Source organism: Pseudomonas sp. B2M1-30, assembly GCF_025447575.1.
GTDB classification, from domain to species: Bacteria; Pseudomonadota; Gammaproteobacteria; order Pseudomonadales; family Pseudomonadaceae; genus Aquipseudomonas; species Aquipseudomonas botevensis.
The window spans coordinates 64,635-86,402 of record NZ_JAOEJT010000001.1; the positions used below are offsets into that span (position 1 = coordinate 64,635).

General features: G+C 61.6%; 17 protein-coding genes. 9 read left to right on the top strand and 8 right to left on the bottom strand.

Translation table 11 applies throughout. The features are described 5' to 3' along the window. The first annotated feature begins 4 nt into the window (after positions 1-4). The 8 genes from N8H74_RS00290 to N8H74_RS00325 all read left to right on the top strand — a co-directional run bounded on the left by N8H74_RS00290 (position 5) and on the right by N8H74_RS00325 (position 8,486). Positions 5-799 carry a carbon-nitrogen hydrolase family protein gene (locus N8H74_RS00290; RefSeq protein WP_217829572.1) on the top strand — a complete coding sequence of 265 codons (795 nt, stop codon included), beginning with the start codon at positions 5-7 and terminating at the stop codon, positions 797-799. 38 nt (positions 800-837) lie between these two features. Then, positions 838-3,264 carry a pyrroloquinoline quinone biosynthesis protein PqqF gene (pqqF, locus tag N8H74_RS00295; RefSeq protein WP_262145784.1) on the top strand — a complete coding sequence of 809 codons (2,427 nt, stop codon included), beginning with the start codon at positions 838-840 and terminating at the stop codon, positions 3,262-3,264. Between the two features lie 156 nt (positions 3,265-3,420). Then, entirely contained in the window at positions 3,421-3,495 is a 75-nt protein-coding gene (gene pqqA, locus N8H74_RS00300; protein WP_003422658.1) for a pyrroloquinoline quinone precursor peptide PqqA, read from the top strand. 81 nt (positions 3,496-3,576) lie between these two features. Continuing rightward, the gene (pqqB, locus tag N8H74_RS00305; RefSeq protein WP_217829570.1) at positions 3,577-4,488 is read left to right on the top strand and encodes a pyrroloquinoline quinone biosynthesis protein PqqB; all 912 of its coding nucleotides are present in this window, start codon (positions 3,577-3,579) and stop codon (positions 4,486-4,488) included. Between the two features lie 67 nt (positions 4,489-4,555). Further along, on the top strand, positions 4,556-5,308 hold the full coding sequence (gene pqqC, locus N8H74_RS00310) for a pyrroloquinoline-quinone synthase PqqC (protein WP_262145785.1): 753 nt from the start codon (positions 4,556-4,558) through the stop codon (positions 5,306-5,308). Further along, the gene (pqqD, locus tag N8H74_RS00315; RefSeq protein WP_217829568.1) at positions 5,305-5,580 is read left to right on the top strand and encodes a pyrroloquinoline quinone biosynthesis peptide chaperone PqqD; all 276 of its coding nucleotides are present in this window, start codon (positions 5,305-5,307) and stop codon (positions 5,578-5,580) included. Before pqqC ends, pqqD begins: the two co-directional genes overlap by 4 nt. Continuing rightward, on the top strand, positions 5,552-6,712 hold the full coding sequence (gene pqqE / locus N8H74_RS00320; protein WP_262145786.1) for a pyrroloquinoline quinone biosynthesis protein PqqE: 1,161 nt from the start codon (positions 5,552-5,554) through the stop codon (positions 6,710-6,712). Before pqqD ends, pqqE begins: the two co-directional genes overlap by 29 nt. Further along, positions 6,678-8,486: a S9 family peptidase gene (locus N8H74_RS00325; protein ID WP_262145787.1), complete on the top strand. Its 1,809-nt coding sequence runs from the start codon at positions 6,678-6,680 to the stop codon at positions 8,484-8,486. The genes pqqE and N8H74_RS00325 overlap by 35 nt, the downstream gene beginning before the upstream one ends. 103 nt (positions 8,487-8,589) lie before the next feature. Here the strand turns inward: N8H74_RS00325 and N8H74_RS00330 are convergent, their stop codons facing one another. Beyond that, positions 8,590-8,748 (bottom strand): YqaE/Pmp3 family membrane protein, encoded by a 159-nt coding sequence (locus N8H74_RS00330; RefSeq protein ID WP_003228885.1) that lies wholly within the window; start codon positions 8,746-8,748, stop codon positions 8,590-8,592. A gap of 189 nt (positions 8,749-8,937) precedes the next feature. Further along, positions 8,938-10,221 (bottom strand): aminotransferase class III-fold pyridoxal phosphate-dependent enzyme, encoded by a 1,284-nt coding sequence (locus tag N8H74_RS00335; protein WP_262145788.1) that lies wholly within the window; start codon positions 10,219-10,221, stop codon positions 8,938-8,940. A gap of 169 nt (positions 10,222-10,390) precedes the next feature. Between N8H74_RS00335 and N8H74_RS00340 the strand changes: the two genes are divergently transcribed. Next, complete coding sequence (locus N8H74_RS00340; RefSeq protein WP_262145789.1) at positions 10,391-11,320, top strand: LysR family transcriptional regulator; 930 nt, start codon at positions 10,391-10,393, stop codon at positions 11,318-11,320. Between the two features lie 228 nt (positions 11,321-11,548). Here N8H74_RS00340 and N8H74_RS00345 read toward each other — a convergent pair whose 3' ends face one another. From N8H74_RS00345 to N8H74_RS00370, 6 genes are all read right to left on the bottom strand, one after another. Beyond that, on the bottom strand, positions 11,549-13,327 hold the full coding sequence (locus N8H74_RS00345) for an acyl-CoA dehydrogenase C-terminal domain-containing protein (protein WP_217829563.1): 1,779 nt from the start codon (positions 13,325-13,327) through the stop codon (positions 11,549-11,551). 211 nt (positions 13,328-13,538) lie between these two features. Then, positions 13,539-15,335, bottom strand: a complete 1,797-nt coding sequence (locus N8H74_RS00350) for an acyl-CoA dehydrogenase C-terminal domain-containing protein (RefSeq protein ID WP_262145790.1) — start codon at positions 15,333-15,335, stop codon at positions 13,539-13,541. 90 nt (positions 15,336-15,425) lie between these two features. Continuing rightward, positions 15,426-16,715 carry a GGDEF domain-containing protein gene (locus N8H74_RS00355; RefSeq protein WP_217829561.1) on the bottom strand — a complete coding sequence of 430 codons (1,290 nt, stop codon included), beginning with the start codon at positions 16,713-16,715 and terminating at the stop codon, positions 15,426-15,428. 209 nt (positions 16,716-16,924) lie between these two features. After that, positions 16,925-19,039 (bottom strand): cytochrome c peroxidase, encoded by a 2,115-nt coding sequence (locus N8H74_RS00360; RefSeq protein WP_262145791.1) that lies wholly within the window; start codon positions 19,037-19,039, stop codon positions 16,925-16,927. Between the two features lie 261 nt (positions 19,040-19,300). Continuing rightward, positions 19,301-21,106, bottom strand: coding sequence for a phenylacyl-CoA dehydrogenase (locus tag N8H74_RS00365; RefSeq protein WP_217829559.1), 1,806 nt, complete (start codon positions 21,104-21,106; stop codon positions 19,301-19,303). Positions 21,107-21,382: 276 nt separating this feature from the next. Further along, positions 21,383-21,679 (bottom strand): pyrroloquinoline quinone biosynthesis protein PqqE, encoded by a 297-nt coding sequence (locus N8H74_RS00370; RefSeq protein WP_217829558.1) that lies wholly within the window; start codon positions 21,677-21,679, stop codon positions 21,383-21,385. Positions 21,680-21,768: the final 89 nt, after the last annotated feature.

The window sequence follows — 21,768 nt, forward strand, 5'->3', positions numbered from 1 at the left end:
CCCGATGCGTGTAGCCCTTTACCAATGTCCACCGCTGCCTCTGGAACCCGCCGCCAACCTGCAGCGCCTGCATCGACTGGCGATGGAGGCCAAGGGTGCCGACCTGCTGGTGCTGCCGGAAATGTTTCTGAGCGGCTACAACATCGGCAAAGAGGCGGTCAGCACTTTGGCCGAGGTCCACAACGGTGAATGGGCGCAGCAGATCGGCCGGATCGCCAAGGCTGCCGGCCTGGCGATCCTCTACGGTTACCCTGAGCGAACTGCGGACGGCCAGATCTACAACGCGGTGCAGTTGATCGACGCACAGGGCGAACGCCTGTGCAATTACCGCAAGACGCACCTGTTCGGTGATCTCGACCGCTCGATGTTCAGCCCAGGCGAAGGCGATTTTCCAATCGTCGAGCTCAACGGCTGGAAGCTCGGTTTCCTGATCTGCTACGACCTGGAGTTCCCGGAAAACGCCCGGCGCCTGGCCCTTGCGGGCGCCGAACTGATTCTGGCACCGACGGCGAACATGATTCCTTTTGATTTCGTCGCCGACGTCACCGTCCGCTCCCGAGCCTTCGAAAACCAATGCTACGTGGCTTACGCCAACTACTGCGGTCACGAGGGCGATATCCATTACTGCGGGCAAAGCAGCATCGCCGCCCCGGATGGCAGCCGCATCGCCCAGGCCGGACTGGATGAAGCCCTGATCGTCGGCGAGCTGGATCGCCAGTTGATGGTCGACTCCCGCGCCGCCAACCGCTACCTCCACGACCGTCGCCCGGAACTTTACGACGCGCTGAACAAACGCTAATCCGCTAGCATGGGCACTTCTCTGTTCTGGAAGTGCCCATGTCTGCGCCGACTCACCCCCGCCCTCACACCGAAACCCTGGCTAACGGCTTGCGCGTGACCCTGCGCCACATGCCCGGCCTGAAGCGCAGCGCCGCTGCGTTGCGAGTGGCAGCCGGTAGCCACGATGTCCCGTTGGCGTGGCCGGGGCTGGCGCATTTTCTTGAGCATTTACTGTTTCTCGGCACCGAGCGTTTTCCGGCCGATCAGGGGCTGATGACCTACGTGCAAACCCACGGCGGGCAAGTGAATGCCAGCACCCGAGAGCGCACGACCGATTTCTTCTTTGAACTCCCGCCGACGTCCTTCAGTGCGGGGCTTGAGCGTCTGTCAGACATGCTCGTTCACCCGCGTATGAGTCCGGACGATCAACTGCGTGAACGGGAAGTGCTGCACGCCGAATTCATCGCCTGGTCGCAGGACGCCCTGGCTCGGCAGCAATTCGCGTTGTCCGACGGGTTGTCGGCAATCCATCCGCTGCGTGGTTTTCATGCCGGCAACCGCGACAGCCTGCCCGTTTCGCAAGCGGATTTTCAGCAGGCACTGAGGGATTTCCATCAGCAGTTCTATCGCACCGGGCAGATGACCTTGAGCCTGGTCGGGCCGCAGAGCCTTGAACAATTGCGGGCGCTGGCGGAGCAGTTCGCAGCCGTCCTGCCGGCTGGGGATAAAGTGGCGCAGTCGGTTCCACCGTCATTGATGGAGGGCGAAACGACAAGTTATCAACAGGTCGCCGAGCGACGGCTTGACCTGTTGCATGCGTTCGAGGCCTTGCCTGAGTCATCCGCCGAAGCGCTGGCGTTTCTCTGTCATTGGCTGAACAGCGCAAAGCCTGGCGGGTTGCTCGCGCATTTGCGCAAACAAGGCCTGGCGGACCGTTTGGAAGCCACAGTGCTGTACCAATTTGCCGGGCAGGCGCTGCTGCATCTGGCGTTCACGGCGCCTGCCGAGACACCGGGCGCCCTCCGTGAACAACTGCGCGATTGGCTGGGCTTCTTCGCCGCCCAAAATGATTGGCCTGCCCTGCGTGAGGAATATGCAGCCCTGCTTCAGCGCCAGCAGCAGGTCAGCAGCGCGCTGCAACTGGCGCGACTGGACAGCGAACAGCGCGACAACGGTTTATCCGAATCCGGTGTGGCCGCCCTCAAGCAGATCCTGCAAAAAATCGACGCTGTGGATAACTTCAGCAGCCATTGGCACCTGCCCGCCGCCAACCCGTTTTTGCGCACAGCAGAACCACTCGCCAACGCCGGGCTGATTCGCGGACAAACCAGCGCCCACCGTGGGTTGCGCACGTTTGCCCAGGATCGTTCGCGCAGCCGTCGCGAACGCTCGCCGATGCAGTTCAGCCAGGCTTTGCCGGACAACAGCGCTGAGGGGGCGGTGTTCCTGCGCTGGCAAATGGCAGCGGCGGCCACTGCCGATCTGCAAGCGAAGCTACAACGCAGCCTGCGGGATGTGACTGACGACGCGCGTCAGGCAGGGGTTGAGTTGTCATTCACGACAACCGGCAATCAATGGTTGCTGAAGCTGATCGGCCTGCAAGATCCGCTGCCCGTTGTCCTCGAGCATGCGCTGAAAAATCTGACGCAGATTGATGCCGATTCCGCGCTGTCCGAGCAGGAACAGCCGTTGATGCCGATCCGCCAGCTACTCAAAGTCTTGCCCGAGCGATGCCTGCAACCGCTGCCGCCATCCGATGACATCGGCCACCTGTGGACAACTTCCCGTTGGGAGGGCCTGGCCCTGGGCCTCAACGCGCAGACTCAAGCGGCCATGGGCCTGGCCCTGAGCCGCATTCCCGGTATGCCGGACAACCAATTGCCGATCCTGCCTGCACCGATCGCCGAACATCGCTGGAGTCATGTCGAAACGGACTCCAGCGAACACGCATTGCTGCTGTTTTGCCCAACGGCCACCCGGGAAATCGCTGACGAGGCTGCATGGCGTTTGCTGGCGCACCTTTGCCAGGCACCGTTCTATCAGCGCCTGCGGGTCGAATTGCAGTTGGGGTATGCGGTGTTCAGCGCCCTGCGCCAGATTCAAGGCCGGACGGGATTGTTGTTCGGCGTGCAATCGCCAACGGCCCCCGCCGGGGAATTGCTCGGTCACATTCAGCATTTCCTCGAAGCCCTGCCAGCGCTGATCGAACAACACGATGACGCCAGCCTCACCGAACAGCGCCAGTTACTCGCCGGGCAACTGGACGCCAGCGTACTGTCCCGCAAGGATGCCGCTGAGTGGCTGTGGCAGGCGAGGCTGGCCGGCCATTCGTCGGATTATCTGGCACGACTGACCGCGGCGCTGGGTCAACTGGATCGTCCGGCGCTGCTGACGGCGGCTCAACGTCTGATCCGCGCCGACGGTGGCTGGCTGTGCCTGGCGAACAGTGTCGGGCCGGGTGCGCCCTGGCAAGCGGCAAAGTGATCATTACCGGGGCTGCAAGGAGCTTTCTCAAAGATTCATGGGCCAAGCCGTTGAAATTTTGAGTAACATAGCAGCCTAACTATTTGGAACATCCCTGCGCTGCCGTGGACTATAACTATGGACAGCGCTGTCCCACTCACTAGAAGGAGTCACCTTATGTCCTGGACCAAACCCGCCTACACCGACCTGCGTATCGGCTTCGAAGTCACCATGTACTTCGCCAGCCGCTGAGTTCTGCCTCGCAGAGCTTGCAGTGCAACGCCTCGGCTCGCCGGGGCGTTTTATTTTCAGCGTTGAAATGATGGAGCCTTCATGTTCGTCCAGATTCTGGGTTCGGCCGCCGGTGGCGGTTTTCCGCAGTGGAATTGCAACTGCGTCAACTGCGCCGGGTTTCGCGACGGCAGCCTGAATGCCCAGGCCCGTACCCAATCGTCCATCGCGATTTCCGATGACGGCGTGAACTGGGTGCTGTGCAACGCTTCGCCGGACATCCGCGCCCAGCTCCAGAGCTTCGCCCCGATGCAGCCCGGCCGCGCCCTGCGCGACACCGGCATCAGCGCGATCATCCTGATGGACAGCCAGATCGACCACACCACCGGCCTGCTCAGCCTGCGCGAAGGCTGCCCGCATCAAGTCTGGTGTACCGACATGGTTCACGAAGACCTGAGTACCGGTTTTCCGCTGTTCACCATGCTCAAGCACTGGAACGGCGGGCTGGACTGGAACCGCATCGAACTCGACCAGAGCTTTACCGTCGCCGCCTGCCCGAACCTGCGTTTCACCCCGCTGCCACTACGCAGCGCCGCGCCGCCCTACTCGCCACACCGCTTCGACCCGCATCCGGGCGACAACATCGGCCTGATCGTCGAAGACCTCAACACCGGCGGCAAACTGTTCTACGCCCCGGGTCTGGGCAAGGTCGACGCCCCGTTGCTGGAAATCATGGCGGGCAGCGATTGTCTGTTGGTGGACGGCACGCTGTGGGACGACGATGAAATGCAGCGCCGTGGCGTCGGCACCCGCACCGGGCGCGAGATGGGTCACCTGGCGCAGAACGGCCCCGGCGGCATGCTGGAGGTGCTTGAGCAGTTGCCCGAGCAGCGCAAGGTGCTTATCCACATCAACAACACCAACCCGATTCTCGACGAAGACTCGCCGGAGCGTGCCGAACTGGCGCGACGCAATGTTGAAGTGGCGTATGACGGCATGAGTATCGTGCTCTAGCGGCCGGTCCGCGAAAGCGTCCGACCAGACAACAAAGAATCCAACCGGTTGTTCCCGGAGAACCGCAATGACCGACACCCCGCTGTCCCCCGCCGAATTCGAAACGGCCCTGCGCGCCAAAGGCGCCTACTACCACATTCATCACCCGTATCACGTGGCGATGTACGAAGGCCGGGCCACCCGCGAACAGATTCAGGGCTGGGTGGCCAACCGCTTCTACTATCAGGTGAACATTCCCCTGAAGGATGCGGCCATCCTGGCCAACTGCCCGGATCGCGAAATCCGCCGCGAGTGGATTCAGCGTCTGCTCGACCACGACGGCGCCCCCGGTGAGGACGGCGGTATCGAAGCGTGGCTGCGCCTGGGCCAGGCGGTTGGCCTCGATCCGGATCAACTACGCTCCCAGGAACTGGTGCTGCCGGGTGTGCGTTTTGCCGTCGACGCCTACGTCAACTTCGCGCGCCGCGCCAGTTGGCAGGAAGCCGCCAGCAGTTCGCTGACCGAGCTGTTCGCGCCGCAGATCCACCAGTCGCGCCTCGACAGTTGGCCACAGCATTACCCGTGGATCGACCCGGCCGGCTACGAGTATTTCCGCACCCGTCTCGGTCAGGCGCGGCGCGATGTCGAGCATGGTCTGGCGATCACGCTCGAGCACTACAAGACCCGCGAGGGCCAGGAGCGCATGCTGGAAATTCTCCAGTTCAAACTGGACATCCTTTGGAGCATGCTCGATGCCATGAGCATGGCCTACGAACTGAACCGCCCGCCGTATCACAGCGTCACCGGACAACGGGTCTGGCATAAAGGAATCACCCTATGAGTTTCGACCGCAGCAAGACGCCGAACTGGCGCCCCGGCTACCGTTTCCAGTACGAGCCGGCGCAAAAAGGCCATGTGCTGCTGTACCCCGAGGGCATGATCAAGCTCAATGAAAGCGCCGCGCTGATTGGCGGCCTGATTGACGGCCAGCGGGATGTCGCGGCGATCATCGCCGAACTCGACCAGCAGTTCCCCGGCGTGCCCGAACTCGGTGACGACATCGAGCAATTCATGGAGGTTGCCCGTGCAGAGCACTGGATCACCCTTGATTGATCTGCCGCCCAAGCCTGAGGTCGGCCTGCCGCTGTGGCTGCTCGCCGAGCTGACTTACCGCTGCCCGCTGCAATGCCCGTACTGCTCCAATCCGCTGGATTTCGCCGAACAGGGCAAGGAGCTGAGCACCGAACAGTGGAAAAAAGTGTTCCGCGAGGCGCGGGAGATGGGCGCGGCGCAACTGGGCTTTTCCGGTGGCGAGCCGCTGGTGCGCCAGGATCTCGCCGAGCTGATTTTCGAAGCGCGTCAGTTGGGTTTCTATACCAACCTGATCACCTCCGGCATCGGCCTGACCGAGAAGAAAATCAGCGACTTCAAGAAGGCCGGACTCGATCACATCCAGATCAGTTTCCAGGCGAGCGACGAGCAAGTGAACAACCTGCTCGCCGGCTCGAAAAAAGCCTTCGCGCAAAAACTCGAAATGGCCCACGCGGTGAAGGCCCACGGCTATCCGATGGTGCTGAACTTCGTCACCCATCGGCACAACATCGACAAGATCGACCGCATCATCGAGCTGTGCATCGCCCTCGAAGCGGACTTCGTGGAGCTCGCCACCTGCCAGTTCTACGGCTGGGCGCAGCTCAACCGCGTCGGACTGTTGCCGACCAAAGAGCAACTGGTGCGCGCCGAGCGGATCACCAATGAATACCGCGCGAAACTGGAAGCCGAAGGGCATCCGTGCAAGCTGATATTCGTCACCCCGGATTACTACGAAGAGCGCCCGAAAGCCTGCATGAACGGCTGGGGCAGCCTGTTTCTGACGGTCACCCCGGACGGCACCGCCCTGCCCTGTCACGGTGCCCGACAGCTGCCGGTACAATTTCCCAACGTCCGTGACCACAGCATGCAGCACATCTGGTACGACTCGTTCGGCTTCAACCGCTTCCGGGGTTATGACTGGATGCCCGAGCCGTGCCGCTCCTGCGACGAGAAAGAACAGGACTTCGGCGGCTGCCGCTGCCAGGCATTCATGCTCACGGGCGACGCCAGCAATGCCGACCCGGTGTGCAGCAAGTCCGACCATCACGGCGTCATCCTCAAGGCCCGCGAAGAAGCCTTGAGCGCCACCCAGACCATCGAACAACTGGCCTTTCGCAATGAACGAAACTCGCGCCTCATCGCCAAAGGCTGAGCCTTTCAGCGCCACCGCCGCCGTCGCCGCCGGGGTGGATTTCGCCGAACTGCAGCTCGGCGCCAACGGCTTGTTCTGGAATGAATACCGCCCCGCCGATGCCGCGTGCCGTATCTGGCATTGGCGCGACGGTGTGGCGAAATGTCTGACGCCACCGGGTTTCAGCGTACGCAGTCGCGTGTACGAATATGGCGGTGGCGCGTTTTGTCTGACGCCGGACGGGGTGGTTTTCGTCAACGAAACGGATCAGCAGTTGTATCGCCAATCACTGGAAGGCGAGCCCGAGGCGCTGACTTCGGGTGATTGCCGTTTTGGCGATCTGCACTTCACCGAAGGGCAAGTGTTGGCGGTCGAAGAAAACCATGACCAGCATCGTCTGGTGGCAATTGATCTGGCTGACGGCAGGCGCCATCTGCTGGTTGAGGGCGCGGACTTTTATGCCTCGCCGACCCTCAGCCCGGATGGCCAGCATCTGGCGTGGATCGAGTGGAGTCGCCCGCACCAGCCATGGACGTCTACCCGGTTGATGCTCGCCGCACGTTCAGCCGACGGTTTTTCCATCCCCCGTTGCGTGGCGGGCGAAGCGCTTGAAGAGTCGATCCAGCAACCGCGATTCGATGCCGACGGCCGCCTCGGCTGCCTGACCGATCGCGCCGGATACTGGCAGCCGTGGGTCGAGTCGGCGCAATGTCTGCAACCCTTGCCCGGCGCCGAAGCCGATCACGCCCCGGCGCCGTGGCAACTGGGCGGCTGCACCTGGTTGCCCGTCGCGAACGGCTACTTGTCGAGCTGGAGCGAAGGCGGTTTTGGTCGCCTGACCCTGAACGGCGAAGACTTCACCGGTGAATACAGCCGCTTCCGGCATCTGGCGCTGGATCAACAGTTCATCTATTGCATCGCCGCTTCACCGGTCAGCCCTTCGGCGGTGATCGCTATCGATCGTCGCTCGCGGCATTTGCAGGTACTGGCGGGCGGCGTGGCTCCGTTACCGGCCGAGCGGATCAGCCGTCCGCAAACCCTGCGTTATCCGAGCGGTGCGGGCGAAGCTCACGGTTTCTTTTATCCGGCCGGCAATGGCGAAACAAAACCGCCGCTGGTGGTGTTCATCCACGGCGGCCCGACATCGGCGTGCTACCCGATGCTCGACCCGCGTATCCAGTACTGGACGCAACGCGGCTTCGCCGTCGCTGACCTCAATTACCGTGGCAGCAGCGGTTATGGCCGCGACTATCGACAGGCGCTGCACCTGAGCTGGGGCGCGGTGGATGTCGAGGATGCCTGCGCGGTGGTCGCTTACCTGGCCGGGCGCGGGCTGATCGACGGTAGCCGCGCCTTCATTCGCGGCGGCAGCGCGGGAGGCTACACGACACTCTGCGCCCTGGCGTTCCATCAGGTATTCCGCGCCGGCGCCAGCCTGTACGGCGTCAGCGACCCGGTGGCGCTGGGCCGGGCGACGCACAAGTTCGAGGGTGACTACCTGGACTGGCTGATCGGCGATCCCGAAAAAGACGCCGAACGCTACGCCGCTCGCACTCCGTTGCTGCACGCGAGCAACATTCGTGTACCGGTGATTTTCTTTCAGGGTGAACTGGACGCCGTGGTCGTGCCACAGCAGACCCGCGACATGGTCACCGCCCTGGAGAACAACGGCATTCCGGTGGAGGCGCACTACTACCCCGACGAACGCCACGGCTTCCGCCGGGCCGCCAATCAGGCCCATGCGCTGGAGCAGGAATGGCGGTTCTATCGGCGGGTGATGGGGTTGGTGGACTGACGTCCGAGTCCTGTCTTCGAAACCGCGGCGCCTCTTTCGCGAGCAAGCCCGCTCCCACAATGGGTGCTTGCTCGCGACAGTGAGCTGTCAGACCCCGGCAGACTCAACGCTTGGCAATGATGTACACCGCATGCACGATCCCGGGAATGTAACCGCACAACGTCAGCAGAATATTCAGCCAGAACGCCCCGCCGAACCCGACCTGCAGAAACACACCCAGCGGCGGCAACAGAATGGCGATGATGATGCGGATAAAGTCCATGGGGCAGCTCCTGATTGGGGGTTGGCTCGACTGAGCCATACAAGCTGATTGACCAGTGCCGTTTGTCAGGGTTCAGTGCATTTGTTTGCCCGTCTCCAACACAAAAAAACGCCCCACGCCAAAAGAATCAGGCGTGGGGCGTGCGTTATACCGCGAGACGGTTCTTGAATTCGGGTAGGAAACTTCGGATCAGACGGCAATCCCTTTGCGGCATTGCAGTTGTGCGGTGCGCACTCGGGAGAAGGCGCGGGCCAGGCGCAGGAGCATTTCGTCGATGTTGGCCTTGCTGACGGTGAGTGCCGGGGTGAAGCGCAGGCAGTCGGCTTGTGGCGCGTTGAGCAGCAGGCCTTCGTGCAGCGCGGCATTGACGACGGCGTCGGCGGAATCGTCCGACAGCGTCAGTCCCCAGAACAGCCCCTGGCCGCGCAGTTCGCCGTGACCGTAACGATGGGCCAGGCGTGACAGCCCTTCGCGCAGGTGCTGGCCGTTTTCCCGCACTTGCTCAAGGAAGGCGCGATCCTGCACGGAGTCGAGCACCACCAGGCCGGCGGCGGTCATCAAGGCATTGCCATGGTGTGTACCACCGAGTTCGCCGGGCACGAAGCAGCAGGCTTTGCCCCGCGCCAGCAGCGCCGCCAGCGGCACGCCACCGCCCAGCCCCTTGCCGAGTACGACGATATCGGCCCGTACGCCGTAGGACTGTTCGGCGAGCAGATTGCCGCAGCGGCCAATACCGGTCTGCACTTCATCGAGTATCAGCAGAATCCCCAACTCACGGCACAGACGCTCAACACCTTTGAGGTAACGCTCGGTTGCAGGAATCACCCCGGCGTCGCTCTGGATCGGTTCGAGCATGATTGCCACAGTCTGCGCATCCACGGCGGCATGCAGCGCCGGCAGATCATTGAAGGGCACCAGATCGAAACCCGGCAGCAACGGTGCGAAGCGATTGTGCAGGTTGGAACTGTCCGACGCCGAGATCGTCGCCAGACTACGGCCGTGACAGCCTTGTCTGGCAACGATGATCCGCGAGGCACCGCCGCGATGCAGTTGGCCCCATTTGCGCGCCAGTTTGATCGCCGCTTCGCAGGCTTCGCTGCCGCTGTTGAGCAGATAGGCTTGATCGCTGGCGGTGCTGGCGCACAGGCGCTCGGCCAGACTGAGCATGCCGCGATTGTGCAGATTGAAACCGGGATTGATCAGGGCCTGGGCCTGACTGGCGATCGCCTTGACCAGCGCCGAGGGGCTGTGGCCGAGGCTGTTGGCACCGCCCGCCTGGGAAAAGTCCAGATAGGCGCGGTCATTGCTGTCCCACAGCCAGGAACCCTGGCCCCGGACGAAAACCTGTTGCGGACGTTCGACACTCGGCATCAGACGCTCAGCACTCAGGCTGTCGCCGCTATCCGCTTCGACGGTTTCGAACGCCAGATCATCGAGGCTCGGCGCAGGACGCCGCAGACTGAACAGATTCATTGAAAAACACCTCGTTCGAGATGTTTTGAACTGCCTATGTAAACGCTTTCGAAACAAACGCTGATCATCGCCCCTTCCGGCCCTGCAAGCCTCGTGAATGCGGTTAGACTAGGCCTCATAACGGCCTCGGGCCATTTCGATTTATCAGCATTTTCGATAAGCATTACTTATGGATTTCAAACAACTGCGTTATTTCGTCGCGGTCTACGAAGAAGGTCATGTCGGGCGCGCCGCCGAACGCCTGTCGATCTCTCAGCCGGCGCTGTCCCAGCAGATCCGCCAACTCGAGCAAAACCTCGACGTCACCCTGTTCGAACGCAGCAGCAAACGCCTGCTGCCGACCCTCGCCGCTCATACTTTGTACAACCACGCGCTGCCATTGCTCGATGGCATGCAACGGGCGCGGGAAGCCCTGGGCAACTTCAAGGGCCAGGCTCTGCGCACGCTGGCGATCGGGGTGCTGCAAACGGTCCACACCAGCCTGGTGCCGCAGCTGCTCGAACGGGTGCGCAAGGCCCAGCCGCATCTGGTGGTGCAGATCTACGAGTTGACGGGGCTGGAAATCGAACGGCGCCTGCTCAACGGTTCCCTGGATATCGGTATCAGTTATCTGCCACCGCGCCAGCCGGGGCTGCACGGCGTGATGCTGTACGAAGATGAACTGACGCTGGTCATCCCGGCGGATCATCCATTGCGGGAATTCAAGAAAGTCTCGATGAGCCAGGCTGCCGAACTGCCGATGTTGCTACTGGGCGAGGAGTTTCAGATCCGGCAGATCTGGCAGGCACAACTCGCCAACCTTGGTCGTCGCCCGCAAGTGCAGGCAGAACTGAACAATATGGTGGGGATTCTCGACAGCCTGCCGCACACGCGCCTGGCGACGGTGCTGCCCGGTCGCTCGCAAAAGGAGTACGACGATCAGGAATTGCTCTGGAAACCGCTGAGCGAACCCCGGGTGCCGCTGAAAGTCGGGCTGGTATGTCGCGATGTACAACGCCAGCAGGCGTCTCTGGCCCTGCTGCGAACCTTGCTGGAAGAGGTGATGCAACGTGAGGCCAAACCGCTGAAAGGCGCGCCGCCGCTGGACGCCTTGAGCTGAACACTTTTCTGCAGGCATAAGAAAACCCCGCCGAAGCGGGGTTTTGCAGACTGTTTCCCTGACATCCATTTCACTCCGCCACCCTGGCAGAATCCCTACGTGTCCGTGTTGTTGCTTTGCGCTTCCTGCGCGACGTCCATGGAAAGTAGATTAGCTCTGGATCCAATCTGCGCCTATGGGAGAACAGCAGCACGTCATGTAAGAGATTGCTTACATGACGTTACATTCTCAAAACTGCGCGGCATCCAGTAGGAACAGCGACTCGCTACCGGCCTTGACCGACGCGCTCAGCGAGTGGATTCGCGGCAGCAGACGGGCGAAATAGAACCGCGCGGTGCCGAGTTTGCTCGCGTAGAAATCGTCCTGCGCCTCCTTGCCCAGCGAAGCCTTGGCCATCAACGCCCACATGTAGGCGTAAGCGGTGTAGCCGAACGCTTGCAGGTACTCGACCGACGCCGCGCCGATCTCGTTCGGGTTGGCTTTCGCCCGATCCAGCAGCCATGCGGTCAACTCGTCGAGGGTGTCGACGGCAGCATTCAGCGGCTGAGTGAACTCGCCCAGATCGGCGCTGGCGGTGGCGGTGAAGTGGCGGATCTCGTCGGCGAACAGTTTGTAGAACGCGCCGCCGCTGCCGACGATCTTGCGGCCCACCAGGTCCAGCGCCTGAATGCCATTGGTGCCTTCGTAGATCTGGGTAATGCGCACATCGCGCACCAGTTGTTCCTGGCCCCACTCACGAATGTAGCCGTGGCCACCGAAAATCTGCTGGCCGTGAACAGTGGTTTCCAGGCCGAGGTCGGTCAGGAACGCCTTGGCCACCGGGGTCAGCAGCGCAACCAGGTCCTCGGCACGCTTGCGAGTCGCCGCGTCTTCGCTGAACTTGGCGGTGTCGAGTTGCATCGCCACGTAAGTGGAGAACGCCCGGCCACCTTCGTTGGAGGCTTTCATGGTCAGCAGCATCCGGCGCACGTCCGGATGAACGATGATCGGATCGGCGACCTTGTCCTTGTTCTGCGCCCCCGTCGGCGAACGGCTCTGCAGACGGTCGCGGGCGTATTCAACAGCGTTCTGATAGGAGCGCTCGCCGGTCGCCAGCCCTTGGATACCGACGCCCAGACGCTCGTAGTTCATCATGGTGAACATCGCCGCCAGGCCTTTGTTCGGCTCGCCGACCAGATAACCTTCGGCCTCGTCGAAGTTCATCACGCAGGTGGCGGACGCCTGGATACCCATTTTGTGCTCGATCGAACCGCAGTTCGCCGGGTTACGCGCGCCCAGGCTGCCATCGGCGTTGACCAGGAACTTCGGCACCAGGAACAGCGAAATGCCCTTCGGCCCCGCCGGTGCGTCCGGCAGTTTTGCCAGAACCAGGTGGATGATGTTTTCGGTCAGGTCGTGTTCGCCGCCGGTGATGAAGATCTTGGTGCCGCTGACCTTGTAGGAGCCGTCGGCCTGAGGTTCGGCCTTGGTGCGAATGATCCCCAGGTCGGTGCCGGCGTGCGGTTCGGTCAGGCACATCGAGCCGGCCCAGATCCCGGCATACATGTTCGGCAGGTACGCGGCTTTCAGCTCTTCGCTGGCGTGGGCGTTGATCGACAGGCAGGCACCGGCGGTCAGCATCGGGTACAGACCGAAGGCCAGGCTGGCGGAGTTGACCATTTCCTCGACCTGGGCCGACACCGCCTTGGGCATGCCCATGCCACCGTAAGCCGGATCACCGCCAACGCCGACCCAGCCGCCTTCGGCATAAGTCTGATAGGCCTGTGGGAAACCGGCCGGCGTGGTGACGGCACCTTCGGCCCAGTGGCAACCTTCTTCGTCAGCCGCACGGCTCAGGGGCGCGATGCTTTTGCTGGTGACCTTGCCGGCCTCTTCGAGAATGGCTTCGACGGTTTCGGCATCGACGGTCTCTGCCAGAGCGGGCAACTCGGCCCAGAGTTTGGCGACTTCGAATACTTCGTTGAGGACGAAGCGCATATCGCGCAGCGGCGCTTTGTAGTCAGCCATGGCAAACCTCGCAAGATCTAAACAGGTGATTCGTGAAGGGTGATTTCGTTGAGCCGGAGTGTAACCCAACAACTTTTGCGACACATAGGGTCAACCAGTGACTGTTTTGTTATTTTTGGTCACTAGAAAAAGATCGCAGCCAGCACCGACGCCTGCAAAGGAATTCATGTTCCTGCAGGCGCCGATGCTGGCTGCGATCTTTTACTTTTTCCTAAACCGCGAACAGTTCGGCGGGCAACTTCATCAGGCAATCACTCCCCGCCTCGATCGCAGACCGATGCGCCGCCGTCCTCGGCAGCAGCCGCTTGAAGTAGAACTCGCAAGTCACCAGTTTGCCCCGGCAGAAATCAGCGTCGCCCTCATCCGTTTCCAACTTGGCCTGCGCCACCAGCGCCATGCGCAGCCACAGATAACCAAGAACGATATAGCCGCTGTACATCAGGTAATCCACTGACGCGGCGCCGACCTCATCCGGATTTTTCATCGCCGCCATGCCGACCTTCATGGTCAGCTCGCCCCATTGCTGGTTGAGGCCATCGAGTTGCGTCACGAACGCGCCCAACTGTGGGTGCCCGGCGTTGGCCGCGCAGAACTTGTGGACGATTTTGGTGAAGTTGCGCAGCAGCTTGCCCTGGCTGCCGAGCACTTTGCGCCCGAGCAGGTCCAGCGCCTGAATGCCGTTGGTGCCCTCGTAGATCGGTGCGATCCGGCAATCTCGCACCAGTTGTTCCATGCCCCACTCGCGGATGAAACCATGGCCGCCGAACACCTGCATGCCGTGGTTGGTCACCTCCAGCCCGGTGTCGGTCATGAAGGCCTTGCAGATCGGCGTGAGGAACGCCAACAGGTCTTCGGCCTCCTGACGTGCCTCGGCATCCGCGCTCAGGTGGGCGACATCGAGCATCTGCGCGGTGAAGTACGTCAGCGCGCGGTTGCCTTCGTTGAAGGCTTTCATGGTCAGCAGCATCCGGCGCACGTCCGGGTGGACGATGATCGGGTCAGCCGGTTTGTCCGGAGCCTTGGCGCCGGTCAGGGCGCGCATCTGCAAGCGGTCGTTGGCGTACTTGATCGCGCCCTGGAAACTCGCTTCGCCCAGACACAGCCCCTGCATGCCGGTGCCGAGGCGCGCGTGGTTCATCATGGTGAACATGCAGTTCAGGCCCTTGTTCGGCTCCCCGATCAGGAAGCCTGTGGCGCCATCGAAGTTGAGCACGCAGGTGGCCGACGCCTTGATGCCCATCTTGTGCTCGATCGAGCCGCAGGAAACGCCGTTGCGTTCACCCGCCTCACCTGCTGCATCGGGCAGGAATTTCGGCACGATGAACAGGGAAATGCCCTTGGTCCCGGCCGGCGCATCAGGCAGTTTCGCCAACACCAAGTGGATGATGTTGTCGCTCATGTCGTGCTCGCCGGCCGAGATGAAAATCTTGCTGCCGGTCACCGCATAGCTGCCATCGGCCCGGGGCACGGCGCGGGTCTTGATGATGCCCAGATCGGTGCCGCAGTGGGCTTCGGTCAGGCACATGGTGCCGGTCCACTGGCCGGCGGTGAGTTTGCTCAGATAGGTGTTTTTCTGTTCTTCGGTGCCATGGGCGTGAATCGCCGACATCGCACCGTGGGTCAGGCCCGGATACATGCCCCAGGAAGTGTTGCTGGAGCCGACCATTTCACTGATCACCAGCCCCAGCGAACTCGGCAAGCCCTGGCCGCCGTATGCCGGATCCGCCGCCAGACCGTGCCAGCCGCCCTCGACGTATTGTGCGAAGGCTTGCTTGAAGCCCGCAGGCGTTGTCACCACACCGTTGTCGAAATGGCAGCCCTCTTCGTCACCGCTGCGATTGAGCGGCGCCAGAACGTTCTCACAGAACTTCGCGCCCTCGTCGAGGATCGCGCTGATCATGTCCGGGCTGGCGTCATGGGCGCCAAGGGCGGCGTAGCTGGTGTGGAAGTCGAAGACGTGGTCGATCAGAAAGCGCATGTCGCGCAGGGGGGCTTTGTACTCGGGCATGGTGCTTCTCCGTCAGCAGATGTCTGAAACCTACTGCCGGCCACCACGCCCCTACAATCACTGTCCAGACGCTGAATGCGCCGTCATCACTCAACCCGCAGCGCCGTCCATGCGCACCGCGCCACGCCGGTTCTGCCCGAACGCCATCACACAGTTGCGCCCCGCGCCCTTGGCACTGTAGAGCGCCTGGTCAGCCGACTTGAGCACTTCTTCGGGGGTGCGCTGCTCCAGCCGTTCGGCGACGCCGATACTGACCGTGACCGACACGCTTGAAGCACCGGAGCCGCCTCGGCGCTGACGCCCCTGCTGATCGTCCTGGGGGCGATTTTCCTGGTTGCGCAGTTGAATGTTGTAGGAGGCAATCGACTCGCGGATCACTTCCAGGTGCGGCATACACTCCTCGAGGGTTTTGCCTGCAAACACCAGGGCGAATTCCTCACCACCGTAGCGATATGCCCTACCACCGCCGCTGATTTTCGAGAGCTTGCTGGCAACCAGACGCAGCACTTGGTCGCCCACATCGTGGCCGTGGGTGTCGTTGAATTTCTTGAAGTGATCGACGTCACTCATGGCCAGCACATAGTTGCGGCCCAGCCGCTGCATGCGTTCGTTGAGCGCGCGGCGCCCCGGCAGGCCGGTGAGCTCGTCGCGGAAGGCCATTTGATACGCCTCATGCGCCACGGCGGCAGCGATCATCAGCATCACCTGGCTGCACATGATGTTCAGGGTAAACGGCAGGATGAAGGTTTTCGGCAGCATCCAGAACACCCCGAGCAACCCCACCAGCTGCGCCGCATGCAGCGGACGCGGGTTGCGCCAGTATTGCCAGGCCAGCAACACAAACGCCGAGAGGAACACCGGGTAGGACAACTGGATCAGGCTCATCCACGCGCCGTGCAGCGCCGGCCAGCGGATTTCCGAGAGCCACATCAACAGCGCCTGCGGGTAACTTTGCTCAAGCCCCAGCGCCACGCTGCCGAAGGCCAGCAGCACGGCGAAGCGCGCCACCATGTCCTGGAACAGATGCGTGCGCTCCTGCCACGCGGCGAACAGGCCGAACAATAACGGCAGCAACAGACAGACCAGGTGGAACACCACTGCCGCGTCTTCGCGCACCTTGCCGTTGTCGCGGTAATAGTCGGTCTGGGTATCGAGCAGAAAGTAGGCGATGTACACCGTCAGCATCAGAAACAGTTCGCGCTGACGCCGGTAAACCGCGCAGTAGGCACCGCCCAGCAACAGCACCAGAGTCGGCAGTACGTTAAACAGAGAAGTGAAGAACACGTTGAGGTCTTTGACGTACGCAGCCGCCAACCCCGCGAGCAACAACAGCAGTGAAGGTAGGAAATGGCTGAAACGTACAGCAGAAGAACGCGGCAAGGGTAAAGCTCCGACCCGTCATATCAAAGAGATGGCATTGTGCCTGCAATGCGGCCAGTTAAGCACACACAATGTGATCCAGATCACAGGCAGTCTCTTTAACGGCAGAAAACCCGAGTTTCTGAGGCACGAAACAAGGTTTTTTGCCCTCGCGAAGATGAAACTTTCACCCTGGCCACCACAAATAGTGGCCAGGGTGGCTTTTTCCCTCAGAGATCGTTGTAGAACGGCAGCAAAGGCCCCTCTTCCGGACGCCTTCCTTCGGCACCGTACGGCTTGAGATTGAGCGAAGCATCCATCGCCTGGCGAGTGGTGACTTTCGGACTGGCCGGGCGCTGGGTCACCGCGTTCTCGTCACCGATGTGCCCCTGCGGGATCACCAGCGACGGATGATCGAACGGCGCCCGTTCCCAGGCCACGCGCGGATCAGTCAGGCCGATCTCCATGAATTTCACCAGCGCGTCGATCTCCTCGGGGGTCAGGTTCAGCGCGGTCATGTCCGGATCGAGGTTGGAGGTGTTGTGCTGGTTCACCGCCGGATGCTCGAAGCCACTGGTGTTGTTGGCGTCCTCGCCGCGCCGGTCGCCGCCACGGTTGTAGAACTCCATGACCTGTTTGAGCGTGGCGCGGCTGCCGTTGTGGAAGTACGGACCGGTCAACGCGATGTTGCGCAGGGTCGGGGTCTTGAACGCACCGTCGACCGAATCGCGGAAGTCGACATTCGGCTTGAGTGTCGCATCGCAGGGAATCGCCGCGCTCAAGGGCGCTTCGAAGGTGCAGACATCGACATCCAGCGGGTCGGGAATATTGCCGCCCTGCAACACTTTGTTGAATTGACGGGTAAACGACCACGGATTGCCCCAGGCATCGTTGCCGCCAAGCGCCAGGTCTTCCGAGGTCGGACGCACGCCGGTGTTGTAGAAGCCGTTGTCGTAGAGGGTGGTCAGGTTGTCCGCCATGACCATCCGCTCGATGCGCTCACGCGGATGCATCAGCAAGCGGCTGGCGGCGTTGGTCAGCTCCGGCCCGCCATGGCAGTTCACGCATTTGCCCTTGTTGAGGAACAGGTCCATGCCCTGCACCTGCTGGGCGTTCATGGCCGTGTGATCGCCTTGCAGGTAGGCATCGATCGGCGCCTGATCGGACACCAGCGTGGATTCGTACATCTGAATCGCCAGGCCGAAGAACAACGGGAAGTTGGCTTCCATCTGGGTGTACGGCGCGCCGCCCACCAGGACGTTTTGCGTGGCGTTCCACAGGCGTGGCTGGAAGGCGTTCTTGATCAGCTCGCGGTAAGTCGGACGCCGCGCGCCGGACACCGAAGCGAGCACCGAGTCGGTGGAGGAGATGCGCTGTTGCTTGAGCATCAGTTGATCGAGCATGCGTCGGCCGATGTCAGCGAACGTGCGACCGCCGCAGGACATTTCCACCGCGCTGCCGGGCGGGCCTACAGCCTGGGACGCGGCGGAAGCATCGTTGAGCGCCAGCCGGACTTTGGTGGCGACGGTGCTGCGCTCACTGGTCACGTAGATCCCGGCGTCCGGATCGCGATTGCCGAACGGCGAGAAGCCGTTGAACACGTTGTTGGCCCGTCCGTCCCAGAAATTGCGCACGTTGAACGCCGCGTTTATCACTGACGGCGCATTGCGCCCGGTACTGCGCCGGACGTTGATGCCGCCCACCTGGAAAATCCCGTCCGGTTGCTGGGTGCACTTGTCGAATCGCGGCTGATTGGGTTTGACGAAGTTAGCGTCGAACACGCCCTGGGAACCGACCACGTCGTCGGTCGAATAGACGATGGGCGAGTTGCGCTCCAGCGGATTGCTCAGCACATGGGTCGGGAAGTCGGTTTTCTTCAGCGTGTAGTTCGGGCCGCCCTTGCCACCGGACAGCGTTGCGTACGTCGCGACGTCGCCAGGGATGTCGGACGCTACAAACGGCTTGTTGAAGATCGACGCGACGTTGGCATTGGTGTGGGCCTGGCCGGGGTTGAGCTGGTTAGTGATGCGGTGGTCGACGCCGGCGTGGTAATGGCAGGACGCGCAAGCGGTGGCGCCATCACTGCCGACCTCCATGTCCCAGAACAGCGCCTTGCCCAGCAGGATCGCGGCGGAGCGGTTGAGTACGTAGTCGGTCATCAGGTCGACCTTGCGTCCGCCCTCGGTGCCCGACGGATCGGGCGGAACCATGCCGCGCAACGATTGCAGGCTGGGGATCTCCGGCACCGGAGGATCCACTTCGCCGGGAGTGGCGGCCATCGCACTGTGGGCAGATAACGCGATGGGTAACCAGAAGGTCAAACGAACGAGTCGATTGATGTTCATGAGCTTCACCCTGACTGTTGTTGTTAAGTAGCCGGGCGTGATGCTTCTTTGAGCAGGACAGTTTTCGTCAGCGCCGGTTAACGGGCGCGGTGCAATTAATTTGCCATCCCATTTCGAAACATTTGGAATCAATAAATGCGGCATCCCGCAGTAAGACGCGTCCCCGAAGTGCGGGGAACCGTCCCCGATATCGGGGAAAAACGCGCAAAAAAAACCGCTGCCCCCGAAGGAGCAGCGGTTTTCATGAGACTGCGTTAAGGCTTAGTAGCCCAGCGCGAAGTCTTCTTCCTTGATGTCCATCAGGTTGTTGGCACCCGACAGCATGGTGGCCACGTGAGTACGGGTACGCGGCAGGATGCGCTGGAAGTAGAAGCGCGCGGTTTGCAGCTTGGCGGTGTAGAACGCCGCTTCGCTGGTGCCTTCCGCCAGCTTCTCGGCAGCCAGGCGCGCCATGTCAGCCCAGAAGTAGGCCAGGCAGGCGTAACCGGAGTACATCAGGTAATCCACGGACGCCGCGCCGACTTCTTCTCGATCCTTCATGGCAGCCATACCGACCTTCATGGTCAACTCGCCCCACTCTTTGTTCAGTGCAGCCAGCGGGCCGACGAACTCTTTGACCGCTTCGTTGCCTTCGTTGCTCTGGCAGAACTTGTGGACGATCTTGGTGAAGCCTTTCAGGGCCTCGCCTTGAGTCATCAGCACTTTACGGCCCAGCAGGTCGAGTGCCTGGATACCGGTGGTGCCTTCGTACAGCATCGAAATGCGGCTGTCGCGAACGTTCTGCTCCATGCCCCACTCGGCGATGAAGCCGTGGCCGCCATAGATCTGCACGCCGTGGTTGGCGGATTCGAAACCGACTTCGGTCATGAAGGCCTTGGCGATCGGCGTCATGAACGCCAGCAGTGCGTCGGCTTTCTTTTTCTCTTCTTCGTCCACGCCGTATTTGACGATGTCGACCTGCTTGGCGGTGAAGTACACCATCGCACGGTTGCCTTCGGCGAATGCCTTCATGGTCAACAGCATGCGGCGTACGTCAGGGTGAACGATGATCGGGTCGGCAGCCTTGTCCGGCGCTTTCGGGCCAGTCAGGGAACGCATTTGCAGACGCTCGCGAGCGTATTTCAGGCCGCCCTGGAAGCCGATTTCAGCGTGGGCCAGACCTTGCAGCGCAGTACCCAGGCGAGCGGTGTTCATGAAGGTGAACATGCAGTTCAGGCCTTTGTTCGCCGGGCCGATCAGGAAACCGGTGGCGCCGTCGAAGTTCATCACGCAGGTGGCGTTGCCGTGGATGCCCATCTTGTGTTCGATCGAACCGCAGGACACGGCGTTGCGAGCGCCAACAGTGCCATCAGCGTTCGGCATGAATTTCGGAACGATGAACAGCGAGATGCCTTTGGTGCCGGCAGGTGCGTCCGGCAGGCGGGCCAGTACGATGTGGACGATGTTGTCGGCCATGTCGTGCTCACCGGCCGAGATGAAGATCTTGGTGCCGGAAACTTTGTAGGAACCGTCGGCCTGAGGTTCGGCCTTGGTGCGCAGCATGCCCAGGTCGGTGCCGCAGTGCGGTTCGGTCAGGCACATGGTGCCGGTCCACTCACCGGAGACCAGTTTGGTCAGATAGGCTTCTTGCTGCTCTGGGGTGCCGTGCTCGGAGATGGTGTTCATCGCGCCGTGCGACAGGCCTGGGTACATGCCCCACGACCAGTTGGATTCACCAACCATTTCGCTGACAGCCAGACCCAGCGACTCCGGCAGGCCCTGGCCGCCGTGCTCGACGTCATGGGCCAGGCTTGGCCAGCCGCCTTCGACGAATTGCTTGTAAGCCTCTTTGAAGCCAGTCGGGGTTTTCACACCGGACTCGCTCCAGGTGCAGCCTTCGGTGTCACCCACGCGGTTCAGCGGAGCCAGTACCTGTTCACAAAACTTGGCGCCCTCTTCGAGAATGGCGTTAACCATGTCCGGAGTGGCGTCCTCACAACCTGGAAGGCTCTGATAGTGAGCTTCGTAGCCGAGCAGTTCGTCACGAACGAAGCGAATATCACGCAAGGGGGCCTTGTAGTCAGGCATAGCGATAAACCTCTGCTGATGTAACCGGGAATGAACGACCGCGTTGATTTGTTGTGACGGTCAAACAGTTGTTTGAAACATACGTTTACGCCGAAATCTTGTCAAGCGCCGATCTTTTGCCGTTCGTCATCGTACTTTGCGAACGCCGGACACAGTGTCGCGACATGCATCCGGGCGGATCATGGGGAATGAAAAAAGATTAGTTGAGGAAGAAGGACTTACAACGAAAAACGCCGCGAACAATCGCGGCGTCTGGCAATACGGAGCAACAGAAAATCAGGCGTAGGTGTCGATCAACGTACCCAGCACTTCATCGGACGCCTTGGCGACTTTCACGCCCAGTTCGACCTGGAATTTGCCCTGAGACATCTCGACCACGCTGCTCGCCAGATCCGATTGCTGGCTGCGATCCACGCTGCGCAGGCGATCGACCTGAACCTCGGACGACTGGCTGGTGACCGAACGCTCGATGGTGCTGCTGGCGATCTGGCTGGCTGCCTGATCGACGCGGTTCTGTCCGGTCTGAATGGTGCTCAGGCCCGCGTAAAACGCTGTGTTTCCGGAGATTTCCATGGGAGCTCTCGTCCTTGGGAAGGATCAATGGCTGCCATTGAACCAGAGGCGCCAGAAAAACACCCGTCAAAAACACTAATGGCACAGTG

Bases quoted from the DNA above. Each gene is read 5' to 3' on its own strand.
- N8H74_RS00335 (WP_262145788.1), bottom strand. From the start codon at position 10,221: ATGAATCTGTTCAGTCTGCGGCGTCCTGCGCCGAGCCTCGATGATCTG.
- N8H74_RS00330 (WP_003228885.1), bottom strand. From the start codon at position 8,748: ATGGACTTTATCCGCATCATCATCGCCATTCTGTTGCCGCCGCTGGGT.
- pqqC (WP_262145785.1), top strand. From the start codon at position 4,556: ATGACCGACACCCCGCTGTCCCCCGCCGAATTCGAAACGGCCCTGCGC.
- N8H74_RS00360 (WP_262145791.1), bottom strand. From the start codon at position 19,039: ATGAACATCAATCGACTCGTTCGTTTGACCTTCTGGTTACCCATCGCG.
- N8H74_RS00290 (WP_217829572.1), top strand. From the start codon at position 5: ATGCGTGTAGCCCTTTACCAATGTCCACCGCTGCCTCTGGAACCCGCC.
- pqqB (WP_217829570.1), top strand. From the start codon at position 3,577: ATGTTCGTCCAGATTCTGGGTTCGGCCGCCGGTGGCGGTTTTCCGCAG.
- pqqF (WP_262145784.1), top strand. From the start codon at position 838: ATGTCTGCGCCGACTCACCCCCGCCCTCACACCGAAACCCTGGCTAAC.
- N8H74_RS00365 (WP_217829559.1), bottom strand. From the start codon at position 21,106: ATGCCTGACTACAAGGCCCCCTTGCGTGATATTCGCTTCGTTCGTGAC.
- pqqD (WP_217829568.1), top strand. From the start codon at position 5,305: ATGAGTTTCGACCGCAGCAAGACGCCGAACTGGCGCCCCGGCTACCGT.
- N8H74_RS00340 (WP_262145789.1), top strand. From the start codon at position 10,391: ATGGATTTCAAACAACTGCGTTATTTCGTCGCGGTCTACGAAGAAGGT.
- N8H74_RS00325 (WP_262145787.1), top strand. From the start codon at position 6,678: ATGAACGAAACTCGCGCCTCATCGCCAAAGGCTGAGCCTTTCAGCGCC.
- N8H74_RS00345 (WP_217829563.1), bottom strand. From the start codon at position 13,327: ATGGCTGACTACAAAGCGCCGCTGCGCGATATGCGCTTCGTCCTCAAC.
- N8H74_RS00370 (WP_217829558.1), bottom strand. From the start codon at position 21,679: ATGGAAATCTCCGGAAACACAGCGTTTTACGCGGGCCTGAGCACCATT.
- N8H74_RS00350 (WP_262145790.1), bottom strand. From the start codon at position 15,335: ATGCCCGAGTACAAAGCCCCCCTGCGCGACATGCGCTTTCTGATCGAC.